At 53.2% G+C, this 19,736-nt stretch carries 18 protein-coding genes; all 18 read left to right on the top strand.

The window, feature by feature from the left end:
- Nucleotides 1–89: 89 nt before the first annotated feature.
- The 18 genes from ABYV89_RS01895 to pilQ all read left to right on the top strand — a co-directional run bounded on the left by ABYV89_RS01895 (nt 90) and on the right by pilQ (nt 19,671).
- Nucleotides 90–1,246, top strand: a protein-coding gene (locus ABYV89_RS01895) for an IS3 family transposase (protein ID WP_432821224.1) whose coding sequence is annotated in 2 segments (ribosomal slippage) — nt 90–339 and nt 339–1,246 — 1,158 coding nt in all. Because the reading frame shifts where the segments join, the coding sequence is not laid out codon by codon here.
- Nucleotides 1,247–1,359: 113 nt separating this feature from the next.
- Nucleotides 1,360–2,283 carry a glycosyltransferase family 2 protein gene (locus ABYV89_RS01890; protein ID WP_432821223.1) on the top strand — a complete coding sequence of 308 codons (924 nt, stop codon included), beginning with the start codon at nt 1,360–1,362 and terminating at the stop codon, nt 2,281–2,283.
- Between the two features lie 37 nt (nt 2,284–2,320).
- On the top strand, nt 2,321–3,259 hold the full coding sequence (locus ABYV89_RS01885; RefSeq protein WP_432821222.1) for a glycosyltransferase family 10 domain-containing protein: 939 nt from the start codon (nt 2,321–2,323) through the stop codon (nt 3,257–3,259).
- Nucleotides 3,256–4,194 carry a glycosyltransferase family 2 protein gene (locus ABYV89_RS01880; RefSeq protein ID WP_432821221.1) on the top strand — a complete coding sequence of 313 codons (939 nt, stop codon included), beginning with the start codon at nt 3,256–3,258 and terminating at the stop codon, nt 4,192–4,194. Before ABYV89_RS01885 ends, ABYV89_RS01880 begins: the two co-directional genes overlap by 4 nt.
- Nucleotides 4,194–6,047 (top strand): asparagine synthase (glutamine-hydrolyzing), encoded by a 1,854-nt coding sequence (asnB, locus tag ABYV89_RS01875; RefSeq protein ID WP_432821220.1) that lies wholly within the window; start codon nt 4,194–4,196, stop codon nt 6,045–6,047. Before ABYV89_RS01880 ends, asnB begins: the two co-directional genes overlap by 1 nt.
- Nucleotides 6,044–6,967 carry a sugar transferase gene (locus tag ABYV89_RS01870; protein WP_432821219.1) on the top strand — a complete coding sequence of 308 codons (924 nt, stop codon included), beginning with the start codon at nt 6,044–6,046 and terminating at the stop codon, nt 6,965–6,967. Before asnB ends, ABYV89_RS01870 begins: the two co-directional genes overlap by 4 nt.
- Before the next feature lie 3 nt (nt 6,968–6,970).
- Nucleotides 6,971–8,257 (top strand): glycosyltransferase family 4 protein, encoded by a 1,287-nt coding sequence (locus ABYV89_RS01865; protein WP_432821218.1) that lies wholly within the window; start codon nt 6,971–6,973, stop codon nt 8,255–8,257.
- 38 nt (nt 8,258–8,295) lie between these two features.
- Nucleotides 8,296–9,222, top strand: coding sequence for a glycosyltransferase family 2 protein (locus ABYV89_RS01860; RefSeq protein WP_432821217.1), 927 nt, complete (start codon nt 8,296–8,298; stop codon nt 9,220–9,222).
- A gap of 5 nt (nt 9,223–9,227) precedes the next feature.
- Complete coding sequence (locus ABYV89_RS01855) at nt 9,228–10,457, top strand: glycosyltransferase family 4 protein (RefSeq protein WP_432821216.1); 1,230 nt, start codon at nt 9,228–9,230, stop codon at nt 10,455–10,457.
- Nucleotides 10,454–11,575: a glycosyltransferase gene (locus ABYV89_RS01850; protein WP_432821215.1), complete on the top strand. Its 1,122-nt coding sequence runs from the start codon at nt 10,454–10,456 to the stop codon at nt 11,573–11,575. Before ABYV89_RS01855 ends, ABYV89_RS01850 begins: the two co-directional genes overlap by 4 nt.
- Complete coding sequence (locus ABYV89_RS01845) at nt 11,572–12,978, top strand: sugar transferase (protein WP_432821214.1); 1,407 nt, start codon at nt 11,572–11,574, stop codon at nt 12,976–12,978. The genes ABYV89_RS01850 and ABYV89_RS01845 overlap by 4 nt, the downstream gene beginning before the upstream one ends.
- Nucleotides 12,979–13,005: 27 nt before the next feature.
- Nucleotides 13,006–13,773 carry a prepilin peptidase gene (locus ABYV89_RS01840; protein ID WP_432821213.1) on the top strand — a complete coding sequence of 256 codons (768 nt, stop codon included), beginning with the start codon at nt 13,006–13,008 and terminating at the stop codon, nt 13,771–13,773.
- A 250-nt stretch (nt 13,774–14,023) separates the two neighbouring features.
- Nucleotides 14,024–14,230, top strand: a complete 207-nt coding sequence (locus tag ABYV89_RS01835) for a helix-turn-helix transcriptional regulator (protein ID WP_432821212.1) — start codon at nt 14,024–14,026, stop codon at nt 14,228–14,230.
- A gap of 81 nt (nt 14,231–14,311) precedes the next feature.
- Complete coding sequence (pilM, locus tag ABYV89_RS01830) at nt 14,312–15,370, top strand: type IV pilus biogenesis protein PilM (RefSeq protein ID WP_432821211.1); 1,059 nt, start codon at nt 14,312–14,314, stop codon at nt 15,368–15,370.
- Nucleotides 15,367–15,927, top strand: coding sequence for a PilN domain-containing protein (locus tag ABYV89_RS01825; protein ID WP_432821210.1), 561 nt, complete (start codon nt 15,367–15,369; stop codon nt 15,925–15,927). Before pilM ends, ABYV89_RS01825 begins: the two co-directional genes overlap by 4 nt.
- 15 nt (nt 15,928–15,942) lie before the next feature.
- The gene (locus ABYV89_RS01820; RefSeq protein WP_432821209.1) at nt 15,943–16,545 is read left to right on the top strand and encodes a type 4a pilus biogenesis protein PilO; all 603 of its coding nucleotides are present in this window, start codon (nt 15,943–15,945) and stop codon (nt 16,543–16,545) included.
- On the top strand, nt 16,542–17,072 hold the full coding sequence (locus ABYV89_RS01815) for a pilus assembly protein PilP (protein ID WP_432821208.1): 531 nt from the start codon (nt 16,542–16,544) through the stop codon (nt 17,070–17,072). Before ABYV89_RS01820 ends, ABYV89_RS01815 begins: the two co-directional genes overlap by 4 nt.
- Before the next feature lies 1 nt (nt 17,073).
- Entirely contained in the window at nt 17,074–19,671 is a 2,598-nt protein-coding gene (gene pilQ, locus ABYV89_RS01810; RefSeq protein WP_432821207.1) for a type IV pilus secretin PilQ, read from the top strand.
- The last annotated feature ends 65 nt before the right edge of the window (nt 19,672–19,736 follow it).

The raw sequence follows: 19,736 nt of genomic DNA, 5'->3' as shown, positions 1-19,736 counted from the left end.
CCTCCAGACTGCCGCCGGCTGAAGTGGTCTACTAACCCCGGACACCAACAAAGGTGGTATATTTGCCACCTTAAGGAGTGTCCAGACCTATGAGCAGACGAACGTTCACAAAAGAATTCAAACGCGAAGCCGCCGGATTAGTTGTTGACCAGGGCTATTCTATTGCTGAAGCCTGTCGAGCCATGGATGTTGGTTCAACAGCGCTGAGCCGCTGGGTTAAACAGCTTCAAGATGAATATGGTGGAGTGACACCGAGAACACAGGCGTTGACTCCAGAGCAACAACGCATTCAAGAATTAGAGGCCCAAGTCATAAAGCTAGAAAGAGAGAAATCGATTTTAAAAAAGGCTACGGCTCTCTTAATATCGGACGATCTAAAGTTCTCACGCTGATCGACCACTTAAGGGAGCATGAAAACGTCCAGCAGCTGTGTTCATTGTTTGGGATCTCTCGCTCGAGCTATTACGCCTATCGACATCGTCGAAAGAGGATCGATGCTGAACGTTTGCGACTGCGCGTTAAAGCTGCTGAAATATTTAATAAAAGCCGCCAATCAGCAGGCAGTCGCAGCATTATGAGTAAGCTACGCCAGGAAGGTGAAGTCGTTGGGCGCTTCAAAGTCCGTCGTCTGATGAAAGAAGCCAACCTCGTCAGTAAGCAACCCAAGCCACCTGCTTACAAAGTGGCAAAAGTTGAGCGGCCGGATATACCGAATCATTTATATCGTCAGTTCGATGTTCAGCAGCCAAACCGGGTCTGGTGTGGCGATATCACCTATATCTGGGCACAAGGGCGATGGATATATCTCGCCGTGATTCTAGATCTTTACAGCCGCCGAGTCGTTGGCTGGAGTCTGTCTGAAAAGGTCGATGCCGATTTAGCTATTGCGGCACTGGACCATGCTTATCAGCTACGCGGGCAGCCTAAGGGCGTGACGTTTCACTCAGATCAAGGCTGCCAATATGCCAGTAAATCATTTCGCCAACGCTTATGGCGTTACCGGATAAAACAGAGCATGAGCCGGCGAGGCAACTGCTGGGACAACGCACCGATGGAACGTGTGTTTCGCAGTTATAAAAGTGAATGGATGCCTTCAGCCGGTTACGCATCTTTCCATGAGGCTAAAAAGGATATTGGCCGCTATTTTATGGATTACTACAACTGGCACCGGCCACATCAGAGAAATGATGGGCTTGCTCCTGCTGTAGCGGAAAAAAATCCTACTTTACTGTCCGGAAATAGTTGACCACTACAGTCGGCCAGCTCTTCAAGGTGGGCCAGACTGCGGGCGGTCATAACTCGACTGCTCGGTCGGCAGGGGAAAGCACCAGCTGTTTATAACGGCATTAAGGATTAAAAATGTCGCCAAAAAATGGGATGACACACGGGCCGTTTCCTTCTTCGCCTGCTGGCCGCTGTGGTTGGCCGTGGGATAACGTCTCATCTGGCGGGGGGCTGGCATATGGTGGCAAAACCCTGCCGCTCCTCACGGTTGTTACCCCCTCTTTCAATCAGGCCTCCTTTCTCGAAGAGACTATTCGCTCGGTGTTGCTTCAGGGGTATCCGAATCTGGAGTACATCATTATCGATGGTGGGTCGACGGACGGTTCGGTGGATATCATCCGGCGTTATGAACCTTACCTCGCCTACTGGGTTTCTGAACCCGACAATGGTCAAACCGAGGCTATCAACAAGGGGTTTGCGCGAGCCAGTGGGGATTGGCTGGCTTGGCTGAATTCTGATGATATTTACTTGCCGGGAGCTCTAGGGAGCGTAATGCAGGCGGCCCAGCGCCATCCTGGTCGGGACTGGCTGGTTGGTACGATTCTTTTTGCTGATGAGAACCTGAAAGCTGAGGATCGCTTTGAGCCGATCTGTCAGACGGACGATTGGCTTGATTTCGTCTGTACCAAGCGAGGCTCAGGGACAGCGCTGCCCCAGCAGTCGTCGTTTTGGTCACGGCAGGCGTGGGACCGAGCCGGTTGCCTCGATGTCACGCTGCATTACGCGATGGATCACGAATATTGGGGACGTCTCGCTCACCTGGGCTATCGCCCGCTTCTTCTTAAGGAAGAGGTTGCTGTCTTTCGGCAGCATGGCACGACCAAGACCTCGGAAGGTGCTGCGCCCTTTTTTCTGGAAGAATTGGCGGTCGTTGATCGTTGGCTTGAAAAGGTGTCCTTTCGGGAGGCCTGCCATTTGCGCTGGTACCAACGAACTTTTTGGCTTCGCAACTGGTGGTCGAGGCAGAGGCCTAAACTCAGGCGCCTACTCCCTGTATGATGTTTGAAATGACAGGATCCTGTTGAGGAAAAGGTTTATGCTGGTCAGGATCGTGAAAAGCTGGGATGAACCCAACCTTCTCCGCCAGTGCAGGGGGGCGCACGGTCTTTGGGGGGATGTGCGCTTCACCCTGGCGCCTGTTGAGGAATGTGATTTTCTTATAGTACTGAATGAGGTTCGCGAAAAACTGGTTGTGCGGTGCCCGGCGGAGAATGTTTGGGCTCTGATGCAGGAGCCATTCGTGCCTGGAGTCTTTGATTGGATGGAAGAGGGCCACCGGCCCTTTTCTCGTGTCTTCACCCACCATGTACCGGTTCGCACAGTCAAGTACGTCACTTCTCCCCCACTTGTTCCCTGGCATGTTGATAGAAATTTCGACTTTCTTTCGGTCATGGAGGCGCCGGTTAAGCACAGGGGCGTTTCGTGGATCACCAGTTCGGCCCGCATCTTCCCCGGCCACAGGCGGCGAATGGATTTCCTCGACTTTTTGGTTGGTGAGGCCGGAATAGATGTTGATATGTTCGGCAGGGGGATTCGGCCCATTGCGGACAAGTGGGACGGACTTGCCCCGTACCGGTACTCTATCGCAGTTGAGAACAGCTTTGGCCCTGACTACTGGACGGAAAAGCTGGCTGACTGCTTTCTGACGTACACCCTCCCATTTTATTATGGGTGTCCCAATCTGGAGCGATATTTTCCGTCTGAGTCCTTTATTCGTATCGACATAACGGACCCGGACGGGGCCTTGAACATCATGCAGAGAGCCGTTGCCAATGACGAGTACTCCAAGCGGCTGCCGGCTATCGCCGAGGCACGGCGGCGGGTTCTCCTGCAATATCAGTTTTTTCCCTTTATGGCGGAGCAAGTTGTTGCGGCGGGCCGTGATGGGAAGGCAAAGGACAGGGTCGTTTTAAAACCGTACCGTCGGAGCTTGCGCCGGCGTCTTTTAAATCTTTTATTATCGGGTGGCGAATGAAACACCTTGATGTGAATCCTGTGATTTCGATCATTGTCTGCACTTTTAACCGGTCTCATTTGCTGCGCTACTGCCTCCGCTCTCTGGTCGTTCAGACCTCTGCTGCGCAGCTGTTCGAGGTGCTGGTTGTCGACAATGGTTCGACGGATAGCACGGAGCGGATTGCCCGCCTTTATGCTGGCCGAAGTGGTAATGTTCGAGTGCTTGCCGAGCCGCAGATTGGATTGGGCCATGCGCGTAATCGAGGCTGGCGGGAGGCACGTGGGGAGTGGGTTGTTTACCTGGATGATGATGCCATGGTCGAACCCGGCTACGTGGAGCGGGCACTTTGGTTTATCAATCACCATCCCTTTGACGGGTTCGGCGGTCCGGTTCTGCCTTGGTTCAAGTATGGCCGCCCCTGTTGGTACCCCAATGCTTTCGTTGCAAATGACAAGGGACGCGATGCTGTTGGCCCGCTGCCGACGGACCAGTTTGTGGACGGTGGGAACTGCGCTTTTCGTCGCAAGACTCTTGCCGAGTTGAGCGGGTTTCCGACCGACATCGGGATGAAGGGGCGCCGCCTTTCCTATGGCGAAGAGGTTCTGTTGCAGCAGCGCTTGAGAGCTGCAGGGGGGACCATCGGGTTCGATCCAGAATTGAAGGTGCGCCACGTGATACTCCCCCATAAATTGAAGGTCGGCTGGCTTCTCCGTGCCTCCTTCGCTCACGGACGGGACTCCTGGGTTATCTTTGATGCCGTCCCGACGCTACGGCGGGTTGGGGGGGCTTTTGTCAAGGCCCTGGTGCCCCTTGTGGGGCTTCCGGCGGCTTTGGCCCGCCTGCGACAAAAAGATTATCACATCCAGAACCTTTGCATCGATCTTGGGACCCCCATGTTTCACGAGTGGGGGCGGGTGGTGGGAGCACTTTCTCTCCAACGGAGAACCTCCTGATGTGCGGCATTCTCGGTATTCTGCCGTCAGCGGATGCGGCCCTGTTCGATTCTGCCCTGGACACTCTTGTCCATCGCGGCCCTGATGATCGCGGGCTTTGGGAGGCCGAAGGCCAGATTTGTCTCGGGCATCGGCGGTTGTCTATCCTTGACCTTTCTGCCGAGGGGCATCAACCAATGGTTTCGGCCAGTGGTCGGTTCGTAATTGTATTCAACGGGGAGATTTACAATTTTTTAGAAATTCGCGAAAAATTGGAAGCAAAAGGTTGCCAGTTTCGCAGCCAAAGTGACACCGAGGTCTTGTTGCAAGCTTTTGAGCAGTGGGGGGAGAAGTGCCTGGATTGCCTGAATGGCATGTGGGCACTGGCCATTTGGGACAGACACGAGCAACAGCTCTTTCTGGCTCGGGACCGATTTGGCAAGAAACCCCTCTTTTATGCATTTACGCCTGCGGGCTTTGTTTTTGCTTCGGAGATGAAGGCTATTTATCCTTTTCTGCCGGAGGTTAAGCCTTCTGCCGATTTTTCATGGATGGCAAAAAATCTCATGGACTACGAGGCGACCCAGAAGTGCCTGGTTGATGGCATTCAGCGATTTCCCGCCGGGCATTTGGGACATTTCCGAAAAGGGCGGCTTTCTCTGCACCGTTATTGGACTACACTGGACCACCTTCCCGAGATTCCTGCCAGTTATGCCGATCAGGTGGAGCAGTTTCGGGCACTTTTTCTTGACGCCTGTCGTTTGCGGATGCGAAGCGACGTACCGATAGGCACTGCCTTGAGCGGCGGCCTCGACTCCAGTTCAACCCTTGCGGCCATGGCACACATTGACCGGACATCACCCGGGATGCGAGTGAGCAGCGATTGGCGGCACGCGTTTGTTGCAGCGTTTCCCGGTTTGTCTCTGGACGAGAGCGATTTCGCCCGGCAGGTGGTTGAACATCTGGGAATCGATGCCACCTTTGTCACTGTTGATCCAACCAGGGATCTTGACAAGCTGGAGGACGCTTTATACCTTTTCGAAGAGCTTTACCTGACCAGTCCCGTTCCAATGATGCAGCTTTATCGATCGGTTCGCGACCGTGGCGTGCGGGTTACCCTGGATGGGCACGGTGCCGATGAACTGTTGTCCGGTTATGGCTCCTCGGTGCTTGAGGCGTTGCCTGAGGCCGGGATCTGGCCGGGCAGGATCGGGACCATTTTGGCGACCCATCGAAACTATTTTCCTGCAAACACGTTTCAGCCCGAACGCGAGACTCAGGCGTGGCTGGTCTATGCCAGGTTTATGGCCAGGCGTTTTGCAAAAAAACTCCTCCGGCGAGGCATGGCGGCCCAAGATTCAGCCCATCCCAGGTTTTCTGAATTGGGGAGCTTCAACCGGCATCTGTATCGGCTAACCCATGAGACGGTGCTGCCTACGCTACTGAGAAATTATGATCGTTATGCTATGGCCAGTGGTACCGAGATTCGTATGCCGTTTCTCGATTATCGACTGGTCTGCTATGCCATGGCGCTTCCCTGGGAATCCAAGGTGCGTTTCGGCCTGAGCAAAGCAGTGCTGCGGGACGCTATGGCACCCTTTCTGCCCCCTGCTGTTGTGCAACGTCCCTTCAAGATCGGTTTCAATACTCCCATTGTCGAATGGCTGCGAGGCCCTTGGAAGCAGTTCATTCTCGACCACCTGCACTCCAGAGGGTTCAGGGAATGCTCGCTCATTAATCCGGTGGAAGTGGCGAGTCAGGTGCAGAGGGCCATGGACTGTGACCCTCCCTCCTTTCAACTGGCCGAAAAGGCCTGGACAATTATGACCCCTTACTTCTGGGAGCGATCCCTCAAACGCCGAGGAAGTGCATGACCCCTGCTCCGATAATTCTGTTTGTCTACAACCGCCCGGAGCATACCCGGCGCACTATCGAGGCGCTCCAAGCTAATGCCCTCGCAGCTCAAAGTGTCCTGACGGTTTTTTCTGATGGGCCGCGGTCCCCGGTTGAGCAGGAATCGGTTGCAGAAGTGCGGGCTTATTTGAGGAACGTGCGCGGGTTTGAGCGTCTTACCGTCGTCGAGCAGGAAAAGAACCTTGGCCTGGCACGCTCGATTATTGATGGGGTTTCTACCGCGCTGGCTGAGGCTGATCGGGTCATTGTTCTTGAGGATGATATCGTAACGTCCCCTTGTTTTCTTCGCTATATGAATGATGCACTAGAGTTCTATCGGGAAGAGGAGCGGGTGATGCACGTTTCTGGTCATATGTTCCCGGTTGCATCTGATGATCTGCCGCAATCTGTTTTTCTGCGGCCTGCTTCTTGTTGGGGGTGGGGAACCTGGGCCAGGGCCTGGCGACATTTCGCCAAGGACCCGGAAATTCTCGTGCGAAAGTTCGATTCAGGCATGAAGAAATCCTTTAACCTGGATGGGGCATATGATTATTGGAGCCATGTGTTGCTTAACCGGCGGGGCCGGATCGATACCTGGGCTATTTTCTGGTATGCCTCGGTTTTTCTCCAGGGTGGTTTATGTCTGCATCCCGCCCGCTCTTTGACCGACAACATTGGCCATGACGGGAGTGGTGTCCATTGCCATCCTACCGAAGCATTTCAGGTAAATCTGTCTGCCGGCGCTGTGACGGAGTTTCCCAAAGAAATTATCGAACACCCTGAAGCCCTGATGAGGGTGCAGGCCTTTTACCGGTCACAGCGGGTCTCCTTGTGGCAGCGGGTCGTTCGCAAGGGGCGAAAAATGCTCGATCATTATGACTTCAGGGGGGGGGGCAACTAATTGGTGTCCACCGAGCAAACATCAACCGAAGTGTTGCGGCCTCTGTTGCTTGGCAGCTACGACGTCAAGGGGGGAGCGGCCGTTGCGATGAATCGGCTTCATCGCGGGCTGTTGGCTCATGGCGTTGAGAGTCGCCTCCTGGTGCAGGAGCGTTGGGGAGACGGTCCAGAGGTTTATGCGCTGGATGAGAGGCCGGGAGGATTTGCCGGGAAACTTCGCCACCGGGTGGATCATTTACCTCTTTGGTGTTACCCCAAACGTGAGCAGGTTCTGTTCTCCCCCGCCTGGCGACCGGAGCGAGTGAGCAAGGCCGTGGATCATCTTGACCCAAGCATTGTCCATCTTCATTGGGTCGTTGACGGTTTCCTTCGGATAGAGACGCTTCCGATGCTGAACCGACCGTTGGTCTGGACATTGCACGATATGTGGCCATTTACTGGCGGGTGTCATTACGCGGGTGTTTGCACCCGTTATCGGCAAACCTGTGGTTGTTGCCCAATGCTCGGGTCGGGCAGGGAGAATGATCTAAGCCGCCGTACAAATCAACGTAAAATGATGGCCTGGGACGGGCTCCAGATGATTGTTGTCGCGCCCAGTCGCTGGCTTGCCGAATGTGCGAGTTCGAGTGCCATCTTGGGACGTTTTCCGATTGAAGTTATCCCCAATGGACTCGATTTGGCCGTTTTTCGTCCTGATGATCGCGGCCGGGCACGAGAGATGCTCGGATTGCCCGGCGAAGGGAGACTGGTTCTTTTTGGCGCAGCAGACCCGACGGGGGAGCGGCGAAAAGGCTATGACTTGCTTTGTGATGCATTACGGATTATGGGGGAGGGCAGGGAGTCCTGTGACTATCAAGTGGTCGTGTTTGGTAGCTCAGAGGATCAACCTGAAGAGATCGAGGGATGTCCAGTGCACTGGTTAGGGCAGCTGGTCGATGATGAAAGTTTACGTCTGGCCTATGCTGCGGCTGATTTATTTGTAGCGCCCTCGCGGGAAGAAAACCTGTCCAACACTGTTATGGAAGCTTTGGCATGCGGAACGCCGTGTGTCGCTTTCAGGGTCGGCGGCATGCCCGATTTGATTGACCATGAAGTGAATGGTTATTTGGCAGATCCCGGCACGGCAGAGGATTTGGCAAGAGGGATGGGATGGGTTCTTGCCGATGTTTGTCGGCATGTTGAACTCAGCCGGGCTGCCCGATACAAAGCTGAGGAATGTTTCGACCAAAGGCGGGTGGCTGCTGCATATACCCAAACCTATCGAAATTTACTCGCGGGTGGGGGCGCCTGACCATGGGAAGGAGAGGTGTACAGACATGCAGGCAACCAATGCCAACACCACCGTGCTGCGAAGATTACCCGCGCGTTAAGGGTTTTTCCTGTAGTGACCGCATTGAAGGGGGACGCAGTCTCAGTGCTTCTTCTGTTCTCGAGAGAAAGAACTCAGAAGTCTTGGTCACAATTATTACCGTTGCTTTTAATGCTGCTGCAACTCTCGATTGCGCCATCCGCAGCGTCCTTTCCCAGGACCATCAAACGCTCGAATACATCATAATTGACGGGGGTTCAACGGATGGCACCGTCGATGTGTTACGCGCTTATGGCGATCGCCTGGACTATTTCTGTAGCGAACCCGATTGCGGCATCAGCGACGCTTTCAACAAGGGGATCGCTTTAGCCCGAGGCGAGGTCATTGGCTTGCTCAATGCCGATGATTGGTATATGCCAGGAGCAATCAGCAGCGCCATCGGAGCCCTGCAGGAAAACCCCGCATTCGACTTTGTTTTCGGTGACTTGACAATGGAGGGTCCAGGCGGACGCTGCAGGGTGGAGCAGAAGGGAGATCCGGCCTACCTGAGGCAGCTTTCGAAGGGGATGCCTTCAGTTCCCCATCCCACGGTTTTTGTCCGCCGCAATGTGTTCACATCTTTTGGCCTGTTTCGCACTGACCTGAAAACGGCCATGGATTACGAATGGTTAGTGCGTATTTCCCGGCAGGGAGTGCGGGGGCTCTACCTGCCAATGGTCCTTGCAGGCATGCGTTTGGGGGGCGCTTCTGATATCGGGTTTGTCGGCGGCTATCTTGAAGTGTACCGGGTCTCTACGGCCTATGGATATCCACGTCTCTTGGCGATGGTTCACTTTGCTGCCAGGGTGGTTAAGGGGGTTGTCCGTCGAATCTTTGAACGTTGGCATTTGCACTGGCTGGTGGCTGGTTTTCGGAGATTAGTCCGCAGTCGCTTCCATTACCGGTGAACGGTTTGAAGTACTCAGTTATCATTCTTAACGATACGGCCCATATCGATGGTGGGGCGGCCCGGGTTGCACTTTCCAGTGCCATCGGCCTGGCCCGCAGGGGCCATCGGGTGACTCTGTTTACCGCCGTTGCGCCCATTGAGTTGCCCGGTGAACAGCCGCCAACGCTGGAAGTCGTGTGTACCGGCCAATGTGACATCCTCAGCGATCCCAGCAGGGTGGCAGCCGGCCTCAGGGGGCTGTGGAACCGGGTTGGGTGGCGTCGATTGCAAGAAGTTGTTTCGGCTGTGACGCGGGAGAGAACCGTAATTCATATTCATGGTTGGAGCAAGGCCCTCTCTCCAAGTGTTCTTCATCTGGTTGGAAAGGCAGGTTTGCCGGCTGTTGCTACCCTTCACGATTATTTTCTGGCCTGTCCAAATGGAGGTTTTTACAACTACCAACGGCAGGCCCATTGCAAATTGAGCCCTCTCTCGCTGGCTTGTGTGACCGAGGCTTGCGACGTTCGCTGCTATTCCCATAAGTTCTGGCGACTTTGCCGCCTGCTTATCCAGCGGCAGGTTGCTCATTATCCAGGGGCGATCAGAAATTTCATTGTTCTCTCTGAATACAGCCGGCGTCTGCTTGAACCGTATTTGTCGCCCGCCGCGAAGCTCTTTCTTCTGTCCAATCCCGTTGATGTGGCCTTGCAAAAAAGCGCGATTCCGCCGGACGACGCGCCCTTTGTGTTTGCCGGTCGCCTTTCAGCCGAGAAGGGTCCTGAGCTATTTGCCCAGGCCATAGCAAGAAGCGGAGTGTCAGGGGTCGTGATTGGGGATGGTCCGCTGCGGTCGTTACTGCAGGCGACCTGGCCGCAATTGAATTTCACCGATTGGCTGGGGACTGAAGACGTCCATCGTCGGTTGAGGCAGGCCCGGGCCCTTGTTTTTCCATCCAGGTGCCACGAAGTTCAAGGTTTAGTTGTTCTTGAGGCGGCCGCTCTGGGCGTGGCGTCGATTGTGTCTGACGGTTCAGCCGCCCGCGAACTTGTTATTGACGGAGTAACCGGATTGTGGTTCAAGCATGGAGATGTTTCGGATTTATCAAAAAAAATAGAAATGCTGCAAAATGATCTCGACCTGGCGTTTCAATTGGGTAATGCTGCCCATAGTCGTTTTTGGGCTGATCCTCCGACACTGGAGAGACATATTGATCAGTTGGAAGCCGTATATGCGGAATTGTCGGAGGCTCAATGAAGGTCGCAATAGTGCACTACTGGCTGGTTGGGATGCGCGGTGGCGAGAAAGTGGTGGAAGCTCTTTGTGACCTTTACCCACAGGCCGATATATTCTCGCTGGTGGTGGATTTTGATGCTATTTCTGACAAGCTGAAAGCGCAAACAATTGTTCCGTCCTTTGTGCAAAGAATTCCAGGCGCCCGAAAATACTATCAGAATTTCCTCCCCATTTACCCCATGGCCCTGGAACAGTTCGACCTTTCCGGTTATGATCTGGTGCTCAGCAGCGAATCCGGTCCAGCCAAGGGAGTTCTGACCCGTCCTGAAACCTGCCACATCTGTTACTGCCATACGCCCATGCGCTACCTGTGGGACATGTACCACGACTACCGTCGTGATTGCGGGTGGCTGAAACGACTGGCCATGGTGCCTCTTGCCCATTACCTGCGGCAGTGGGATCTGGCCTCTGCTGCGCGGGTTGATTATTTTGTCGCCAATTCGCGGCATGTTTCACAGCGAATTGACAAGCATTATCGGCGAAGCTCCGAAGTTATTCATCCTCCGGTGGATACCGGATCGTTCACCGTTGCCTCTGAGCAGGGCGACTTCTACCTGATGGTTGGGCAACTGGTGAAGTACAAGCGTCCCGACCTGGCGGTAGAGGCGTTTTCGCGTCTTGGCAAGCCCTTGGTCATTATCGGGGAAGGCGAGGAGTTGGGGCGTCTTAAAAAGCTGGCGGGGCCGTCCGTGCAGTTGCTCGGGCGCCAACCCTTTTCGGTGATTCAGGACCATTATTCCCGTTGCAGAGCCTTTGTTTTTCCTGGTGAGGAAGATTTCGGGATTACCCCGGTCGAGGCTCAGGCAGCCGGCCGGCCGGTGCTTGCCTATGGCCGAGGTGGGGCGCTTGAAACGGTTATAGATGGGAAGACCGGGGTTTTCTTCGCTGAACCGACGGTCGACAGCCTTGTCGAGGCTGTCATTAGATATGAGCGCATGGCGGAGAGTTTTGATCCTCTGGTTATCCGCGAACATAGTCTTGCTTTTGACCGATCCGTTTTTAATGCAAAAATAAAGTCTTTTATTGATGCCCGGGTTGCTGAGCATTTTGAACGGTTTAGGGGGCAGGTGTCGACGTGAGGCGTCAATTCAAGATATTTTTCAGCCTTGTCTCGGTCGATCTGTTCGGGCTCTTGCTTGCCCTGGCCTTGGGACTGATTTTACGTCAGGTTTTCTTGCCTCGCCTTTTCGGCGTTTTTCAAACGGATGCTCACTGGCAGGTTGAATACCTCGGGCTGTTGGTTATTGGCGTGGGGGTTTTTGCTTATGACGGTCTGTACGGACGTCGCCATACGGCGTGGGAGGAGTTACGTCATCTGCTGCGCAGCGTGTCCATTGCCATGGTCCTCTTTCTGGCGGTGATGACCGCTGTAAAGCGGGGGGGCGATGTTTCCCGGCCTGCGCTGATTATGGCCTGGATGCTGGCTCCCGGCATTTTGGTCGGCTTGCGTCTCTGGGTAAAAAGGCATCTGCTGTCCAAAAGTTCTTTCTGGCCCCGCCGAATTCTTGTTGCCGGGGTGAGTGCAGAGGCTGTCAAAATGGCCCGTCATTTGCGCCTTTTCCCTGAACTTGGATATGACCTGATCGGTTTTCTCGGCAATGAAAGGGAGCCGGTTGGCATGCCGGGTGAGTGTTTTGGTTCCCTGGATGAGCTGGAGGCTGTCGTTGCGGCTCAAGGTGTTGAGGAGTTGATTATTGCCCTGCCCGGCGAATCCCGGATCAAGCAGTTTGATTTGTTGAAAAGGGCAGAGGGACTGGTTCCGCGGGTTTCTGTTCTCCCGGAGCTTTTTGATGCGGATAAGATGAATGTCGATGTGGAGAAGGTTGAGCGGTACTTTTTTCTGTCTTTTCAGAACAACCTGATGAAGACGTCGAACCGGTATTTAAAAAATATATTCGAAATCATTATCATTCTGCTAACGCTCCCTCTGTGGGGAGGGATGCTGGTCGGGTTGAGTCTTGCGGTCAAAATGACATCTCCCGGCCCGGTTTTTTTCAGGCAGAAACGTATTGGTAGTGGGGGGGAGGAGTTTTGGTGCTATAAATTCCGGACCATGGTGAGGGACGCAGAGGAGCGCCTGGTTCGTCACCTGGCCGGCAATCCATCGGCCCGGCAGGAGTGGGAGGCAGAGCGTAAGCTGAAGGACGACCCGCGAATTACCGCAATCGGAAAGATTTTACGTAAAACAAGTTTTGATGAACTCCCCCAGATGTTCAATGTTCTCAGGGGCGAAATGAGTCTCGTCGGGCCTCGTCCGATCGTTGCCGACGAGGTTGAAAAATATGGAGATTATTTCTCCTATTATATGGCGGTTTGTCCTGGTATCTCTGGGCTCTGGCAGGTTAGTGGGCGTAATGACATCGACTATGCGCAGCGGGTTATGCTCGATACCTTTTATGTGCGCAACTGGTCTTTATGGCTCGATTTCATGATCCTGCTGCGCACAATCCCGGCCGTCCTGAAAAAAGACGGCGCCTACTGATCGCGAAAGGGGTTTTTTTTGATCTCAATGGCATGGTTTTATCTGTTTTGTTTTGTTCTGGGAGCCGTTATCGGCTCCTTTCTGAATGTCTGCATCTACCGCATTCCCGCCGGCGAGTCGATCGTTTCGCCGCCTTCACGTTGTCCACAGTGCGGCGCCGGGATTCGCTGGTATCAGAACATCCCGGTTTTTAGCTGGATCGTTCTGGGTGGCAAGTGCGCCTCATGCAAAGCCGGTATATCCATCCGCTACCCGCTGGTTGAAGCATTGACCGGTGGCCTGTTCGTGCTGGTCTTCCACACCTTTGGCATCAGTTGGCCGACCCTGGTCTTCTGGGTCTTTATGGCCATGCTGGTGGTGATCACCTTTATCGACCTCGACCACCAGATCATACCGGATGTCATCAGCCTGCCGGGGATTGTGGTCGGTTTCGCCGCGTCTTTTCTGCTGCCCTGGATGTCCTGGACCGATTCCCTTTTCGGGATTCTTCTTGGCGGCGGCAGCCTGTTTCTTGTCGCGGCCGGATATGAGCTGCTGACCAAGAAAGAGGGGATGGGCGGTGGGGATGTTAAATTGCTGGCGATGCTGGGAGCCTTTCTGGGCTGGAAGGCGGTCTTGCCGGTCATTTTCGTCAGTTCGCTGCTCGGCACGCTGGTGGGCGTTCCTCTGATGTTGATCAAAGGGGCCGACAGTAAGCTGGCGATCCCTTTCGGCCCATTTTTGGCGACCGGCGCGGTCATCTGGCTGTTCTGGGGGGGGGGGCTGGTCGCCTGGTATCTGGGTTTCTTTCGGTAATTGAAGAATCTGACACCTCGAATCCGGGTCTTTTTGTGAAAAAAATGTTCATTAGTCAATTATTTTTTAATGGCTATATCTGGTGCCGGTGCCTTTTGGTGGGCTCAGCATGTTGTGGGAAATGTGAAAATATGGCGCAATTTCGATGATTTCCCATATGTTATTTAAGTTTATATGTCTTGACTGTGTTGTTAAATTGCATATACTTATGCCTAATTTGATTACTGATTAATCTACAAGGTATCGAGACATGGCGCAAAATCGTGTAAAAGAGATCCGCGAGGACATGCTGATGAGTAAGGCTGAACTGGCCCGAAAGGCAGGTGTTTCTCCGCTGACGGTGGATCGCATCGAAAAGGGCGAGTCTTGTCGGATGGTCACGATGCGTAAGATTATTCTCGCTCTGGGGCTCAGCCTGTCAGATCGGGAAAAAGTTTTTCCCGAGCAGGGCCAGTAACTGGCACGTGCTTTGCTCTGTTGATGGATCAGGTCACGGGTTATGGTTTTAATTCATTCATACTTGAGTCAGGGTCTTTAGATGCTAATCAAAGCTAAAAAAGACGTCGTCGGGATCGATATCGGGTCAAGCTCGGTAAAGCTGGTCCAGTTGCGGCAGGCCAAGGGTGGCTATCAGCTGGTGACCCTCGGGATCGCGCCTTTGCCCCCGGAGGCAATTGTCGATAATGCCATTATGGATTCCGGCTCGGTGGTGTCCGTGGTGCGCAATCTGGCGGATAGCCACAAGGTCAAGACAAAAAATGTCGCAACCTCGGTTTCGGGACATTCGGTAATTATCCGCAAAATTCAGCTGCCAATCATGACCGAAGAGGAAATGGAGGCGTCCATTCAATGGGAGGCCGAGCAGTACATTCCCTTCGAAATTTCCGAAGTAAATCTTGATTTTCAGATCCTCGGTCCGGATGCCCGTGACCCTTCCCAGATGAATGTGATTCTGGTGGCGGCAAAAAAAGAGTTTGTCAATGATCATGTTGCGGTGTTCAGGGAGTGTGGCATGAACCCCGTGGTCATGGATATTGACTGCTTCGCCATCGAAAACGCCTTTGAAGCGAATTATGGATTTGAAGAGGATGAAATTGTTGCCTTGATCAATATGGGCGCCGCCGCAATGAACGTCAATGTTCTCAAGGGGGGCAAGTCGGTATTCACCCGCGATATCCAGGTTGGCGGCAATATGTACAACGAGGAGATTCAGAAGCGACTCGGCCTCAGCAGCGATGATGCTGAAGAAGTCAAGCTCGGTGGCGAGATTGAAGATATTGATGCTCAAGCCGTCATGGATGTGATCAACGACGCGACTGAAAGTCTCGCCCAGGAGGTGCAGCGTTCCTTTGACTTTTTCTCGGCGACTTCGTCTGATGAAAAGGTTCAGAAGTTGTATATCACTGGCGGGGTTTCCAAGACCCCGAATGTTCGCGAGTTTCTGGAAAGTCAGTTGGCCATTCCGGTTGAGTTGCTGGATCCCTTCCGGATGATCAAGGTGAATGAGAAGGAATTTGATCCTGAATACATCCAGGCCGTCGGACCGTTATTTTCCGTTGCCGCCGGGCTTGCCATGAGGAGGTTGGGCGACAAATGATTCATATCAATCTTCTGCCCGTCCGGGCCGCCCAGAAAAAAGAGAAGCTTCGCAGCCAGATTGCCGTGACGATTCTTGCTCTGATCTTGACTATAGTCGCCTGTGCATCGGTCTATGCCTCGCTGCTCTTTAAGGTCGATGAGCTCAAGGATGAGATTGCCAGCAAGGAAGCCCGAATCGGTCAGCTCAAAAAAGTTCTGGGCGAAGTTGCTGCGTTCAAGAAAAAAAAGGAAGAGCTTGTCGGCAAACTGGATATCCTCAGTCAGCTCAAGGATGGCAAGAGCGGCCCGGTGCATTTGCTGGATGAACTCAGTCTCGTGCTTCCGGAGAAGCTTTGGCTTAGTTCATTCAAGGAATCAGGCGGGTCGGTGGCGATCTCCGGTGTTGGTCTTAATGAAGATATGGTTGCCCTCTTTCTGAAGAATCTCGAAAAATCGCCTTATTACAAAAATGTTGAATTGCAGGTGATCGAACAGAGTACACAGGCTGGTGTGAAAACCAATAAGTTCAATGTCGTTGCGAAAGTCGAAGCCCCGCCCAAAGCGGCTTCCAAATAACGAAAGGTCAGGGATATGGATCCTCGCCTTGAAAAGGTACTGAAGCTGCCCGCATATCAGAGGGGCTTGATACTGCTGGCGCTTGTGCTGCTGGTTGCTGGTTTGTTCGTCTATCTTCTGTATGTGCCGCTGCAGGAGAATTATGCCGAGCTGGAGAAGAGAAACAATACGCTGCAGACCCAGATTCAGGAGGATCAGCGGATTGCCGACAACCTGCCTAAATTCAAGGCGGAATACGAGAAGATGGAAGTACTTCTTGTGGACGCCCTGAAAGAACTGCCCAACGATAAGGAAATCCCTAATCTGCTGACCAGTATTACCTCTCTGGCAAAAGAGAGTGGCCTTGAGGTGGTTCGATTCAAGCCGGGAGCGGAACGTCCACAGGGCTTTTATGCTGAAGTCCCCGTCGATTTGAAGCTTGTTGGTTCCTATCATGAAGCTGCTCTGTTCTCAGATGCCGTCGCCAATTTACCGCGTATTGTGAATATCAATAACCTTTCTCTTGGCAACCCGAAGGACGCAGATGGCCGTACGGTACTGTCGATTGATTGTCTCGTGACCACCTTCAGATTCATTGAAGGTTCGGCGACTCCTACTCGTAAAGGAGGCGGAAAATGATGCATAGATCGTTGCTTCTGCTTCTGCTCGGGATGGTTGTCTTTTTTGCCGGCTGTGGGGAAGATGTCGCTCCTCCTGCACCGCAAACACAAAAGCAGGACAAGGTTGAAGTGCCTATGCCGAAGGCCGGTACAGTCGCCGACAACGCTGGAGTAGAAGTGGTGGATGTTCCGACCTATCGTTACGATCCTGCTGACCGCAGGGATCCCTTTAAGGTTTTGCTGGAACAGCGAAAACCAGCCTTTTTATCGGATGAACCTTTGACGCCTTTACAGCAGCTGGATCTCGGCCAGTTGCGGTTGACCGGAGTCATTGTGGGGAAGGGGGATCCTATGGCGATGGTGTCCGCTCCAGGGGGGAAATCATATATCCTTAAGAAGGGCGTCAAGGTCGGTCGGAATAACGGCGTAGTCGTCGGGGTTGACCCTGAGGGGGTGTCCGTTCAGGAGAAATATTACGATTTTGTAGGCGAAGTCAGGGAAAGTGTTCAGAAGATCGAACTTCCTAAGCGGGAAGGAGCCAACTAATATGAGGGATCTGAATTTTATGTGGCGTGCTGGCATGCGTCTGACCGTTGCGGTCATCGGTGTTGCTTGTCTGTTGCTGACTGCCGCCAACATTTCGGTAGCATCTGCAGCTACAATGAACGCTGATCCTGGAAACAACCGGTTGCTTTCTGTGACGCTCGACTCGACGGCCGCAGAAACCGCCGTCAAGCTTCAGACGGCAAGCCCTGTCGGGTATCGCTACACGGTTTATGATTCCTTCGATCCTGTCCGGGTGGTTATTGATTTTCCCGGGATGGCGGTGGCCGGAATTGCACCGCTGACCGAAATGAAGGTTGCGCCGCTTCAGGCGGTGCGCGTCTCGGCGTTATCCTTGTCTTCTGGGCAACTGGGCCGGGTCGAGTTCCTGCTCGATAAGAAGATGGCCTATAATGTTTCCGCCTCGGGTAACGATCTGATCGTTGTTTTCACCGAAGCGGTTGACTCGGCGGCCGCTTCTGCCGAAATGCAGGATCCGCCTTCGACCCGCGGCAGTTCCGCGGGCGTAGCCGCTTCTCCTGCTGCCGGTGCGGCGCAGCTGCTCGATTCGGTTGACATGCAGCCGGGTCGGGCGGTGTTAAATGCTGATGGTAAGATAGATAATTATCGTTACTTTACCCTGGCTTCCCCGGCTCGCCTGGTTGTTGATCTTTATGACGTGCGGCCTCTCTTCAAGGAGCGTACTTTCGCCGCACAGCAGGGATTCAGCCAGATGCGTGTGGGAACTTACAAGGATCGTACCCGCCTGGTTTTTGATTCTGATTCGGGCATTCTTCCCACATATGCTCTCTCTGAACAACAGAATGCGGTGGTTGTCAACTGGAGCGGCGCTGCACCCGCCAGTGCAACAAAACCCGCTGCAAAATCAGCTGCTGGCACGGTTTCTGTTGATGAAGTCAATTTTCAAAAAGATAATGGCAAATCTCAGCTGATTATCGATCTTTCCGGTCCGGCCGAAGTCATTCCGGCGACCCTTGACGGAAGCATTGTCCGCTTCGGTGTCAAGGATGCCACCATCAGCCGCTCCCTGCGCCGGACCTTTGACTCTTCATCATTCCCCAGCGCGGTGCTCAGGGCGACGCCCTACACGGTTCTGACTGGCAGCCGCCAGGATGTCCGGTTTGCTGTCGAACTCAAGGGCCAGGTCTCCTACCAGCTTATAGAGCAGGGCAACCGTCTGCTCTTTATTGTTGACGACGGTGCTTTTGTCGAGCCTGTTGCAGCCTCGCGGGAGCAGTTCCCGGTACCGGTGGCAACCTCCGGGGCGGCAGCCACCCCTGCAGTTGGCGGTTCGGTTTCCGCCTACAGCCGTCAGGCTTCAGCGGAAGTTTCTGTTGAAATGCCTCAACCCATTGGCGTCACCGAGAACGAACAGGTATATACCGGTCAGAAAATCCGCCTCGTTTTCGATGACGCCGATGTGCGTGACATCTTTCAGTTGATTGCTGAAGTCAGTGATCTGAACATTATCGTCTCTGATGATGTCAAGGGGGCGATTACCTTGCGGCTCATCGATGTGCCCTGGGATCAGGCGCTTGACCTGATCCTTGAAACCCGAAATCTTGGTATGCTCAAGAAGGGAAACGTGGTCCGGATTCTGCCCAAGGATCAGATCCGCGCCATGGAGGAGTCGAAATTCACCGCCGCCCGTAACAAGGAAAAGCTGGAAGATCTCGTGACCGAGGTGATTCCGGTCAGTTATACGGATTTAAAAAATATTGAGAAGCCCAGTAAAGAATTGTTGTCCGCACGTGGAAAAATCACTGCCGACGACCGTAACAAGCAGATAATTCTTACGGATATTCCAAGCGTTATTGATTCGGTTAAAAAACTGATTACCATTCTCGATACCCCTGAACGGCAGGTTATGATTGAGGCGAGGATTGTTGAGGCTTCTTCTATCTTGGGTAAAGACTTAGGAATCGCCTGGGGGGTTACGCATAACAATGACTCTGCCTATGACGGACTCACCAGTTTCAGTGTCGCTGGGGGGGGGAGCTTCCTCATTCCTCCTGTTGTTTCCGCGTCAGATGGTGTAGGTGGTATTGGCTCGGCTTTAACTTTTGGTCGCACTTCTCTCGAAAGTACCGTTCTTGATATCAAATTGGCAGCTTCTGAGATCAACGGGACGGCTAAAGTCATCTCGCGTCCGAGGGTAACGACTCTCAATGGCGAGCTTGCTAAAATATCACAAGGCTCTCAGGTTCCATATACAACGGTTAGCGACAATGGCACCAATGTTGAGTGGAAGAACGCTTTCCTCTCGCTTGAAGTAACGCCAGTAATTAACCCGGATAATTCAATTATTTTGAAAATCAAAGCAACCAACGATACGCCAAATTTTCAGATATCTTCTTCTAACCCACCCATTGATACTAAGTCTGCAGAGACTAAAGTACTCGTTATGAATGGAGAAACGACTGTCATCGGTGGTGCTTATGTTGAGAGTGAAAATGAAGGCGATTCCGGAATACCGTATCTTAAAGATATTCCTTATCTAGGGATGCTTTTCAAGAGTAAAAATCTTACAAAAAGTCGTGCTGAACTCCTTATATTCGTTACGCCTCGTATTGTGAATTGACCTTGTCCTGAACAGTCTAATTATTAAGGACAGGCCATGGCCTGTCCTTTTGTTTTCTTAACTTT

The organism is Trichloromonas sp. (genome assembly GCF_041583255.1).
Lineage (GTDB): Bacteria > Desulfobacterota > Desulfuromonadia > Desulfuromonadales > Trichloromonadaceae > Trichloromonas.
Note: the sequence above shows the minus strand (reverse complement) of the source record. Positions and strands in the feature narration are given on the sequence as shown.

What these genes read in the sequence shown, in the direction of transcription:
- pilQ (WP_432821207.1), top strand. Translation starts at nt 17,074, where the DNA reads ATGAGGGATCTGAATTTTATGTGGCGTGCTGGCATGCGTCTGACCGTT.
- ABYV89_RS01850 (WP_432821215.1), top strand. Translation starts at nt 10,454, where the DNA reads ATGAAGGTCGCAATAGTGCACTACTGGCTGGTTGGGATGCGCGGTGGC.
- ABYV89_RS01820 (WP_432821209.1), top strand. Translation starts at nt 15,943, where the DNA reads ATGGATCCTCGCCTTGAAAAGGTACTGAAGCTGCCCGCATATCAGAGG.
- ABYV89_RS01825 (WP_432821210.1), top strand. Translation starts at nt 15,367, where the DNA reads ATGATTCATATCAATCTTCTGCCCGTCCGGGCCGCCCAGAAAAAAGAG.
- pilM (WP_432821211.1), top strand. Translation starts at nt 14,312, where the DNA reads ATGCTAATCAAAGCTAAAAAAGACGTCGTCGGGATCGATATCGGGTCA.
- ABYV89_RS01880 (WP_432821221.1), top strand. Translation starts at nt 3,256, where the DNA reads ATGAAACACCTTGATGTGAATCCTGTGATTTCGATCATTGTCTGCACT.
- ABYV89_RS01860 (WP_432821217.1), top strand. Translation starts at nt 8,296, where the DNA reads ATGCCAACACCACCGTGCTGCGAAGATTACCCGCGCGTTAAGGGTTTT.
- ABYV89_RS01890 (WP_432821223.1), top strand. Translation starts at nt 1,360, where the DNA reads ATGTCGCCAAAAAATGGGATGACACACGGGCCGTTTCCTTCTTCGCCT.
- ABYV89_RS01835 (WP_432821212.1), top strand. Translation starts at nt 14,024, where the DNA reads ATGGCGCAAAATCGTGTAAAAGAGATCCGCGAGGACATGCTGATGAGT.
- ABYV89_RS01885 (WP_432821222.1), top strand. Translation starts at nt 2,321, where the DNA reads ATGCTGGTCAGGATCGTGAAAAGCTGGGATGAACCCAACCTTCTCCGC.
- ABYV89_RS01870 (WP_432821219.1), top strand. Translation starts at nt 6,044, where the DNA reads ATGACCCCTGCTCCGATAATTCTGTTTGTCTACAACCGCCCGGAGCAT.
- asnB (WP_432821220.1), top strand. Translation starts at nt 4,194, where the DNA reads ATGTGCGGCATTCTCGGTATTCTGCCGTCAGCGGATGCGGCCCTGTTC.
- ABYV89_RS01840 (WP_432821213.1), top strand. Translation starts at nt 13,006, where the DNA reads ATGGCATGGTTTTATCTGTTTTGTTTTGTTCTGGGAGCCGTTATCGGC.
- ABYV89_RS01815 (WP_432821208.1), top strand. Translation starts at nt 16,542, where the DNA reads ATGATGCATAGATCGTTGCTTCTGCTTCTGCTCGGGATGGTTGTCTTT.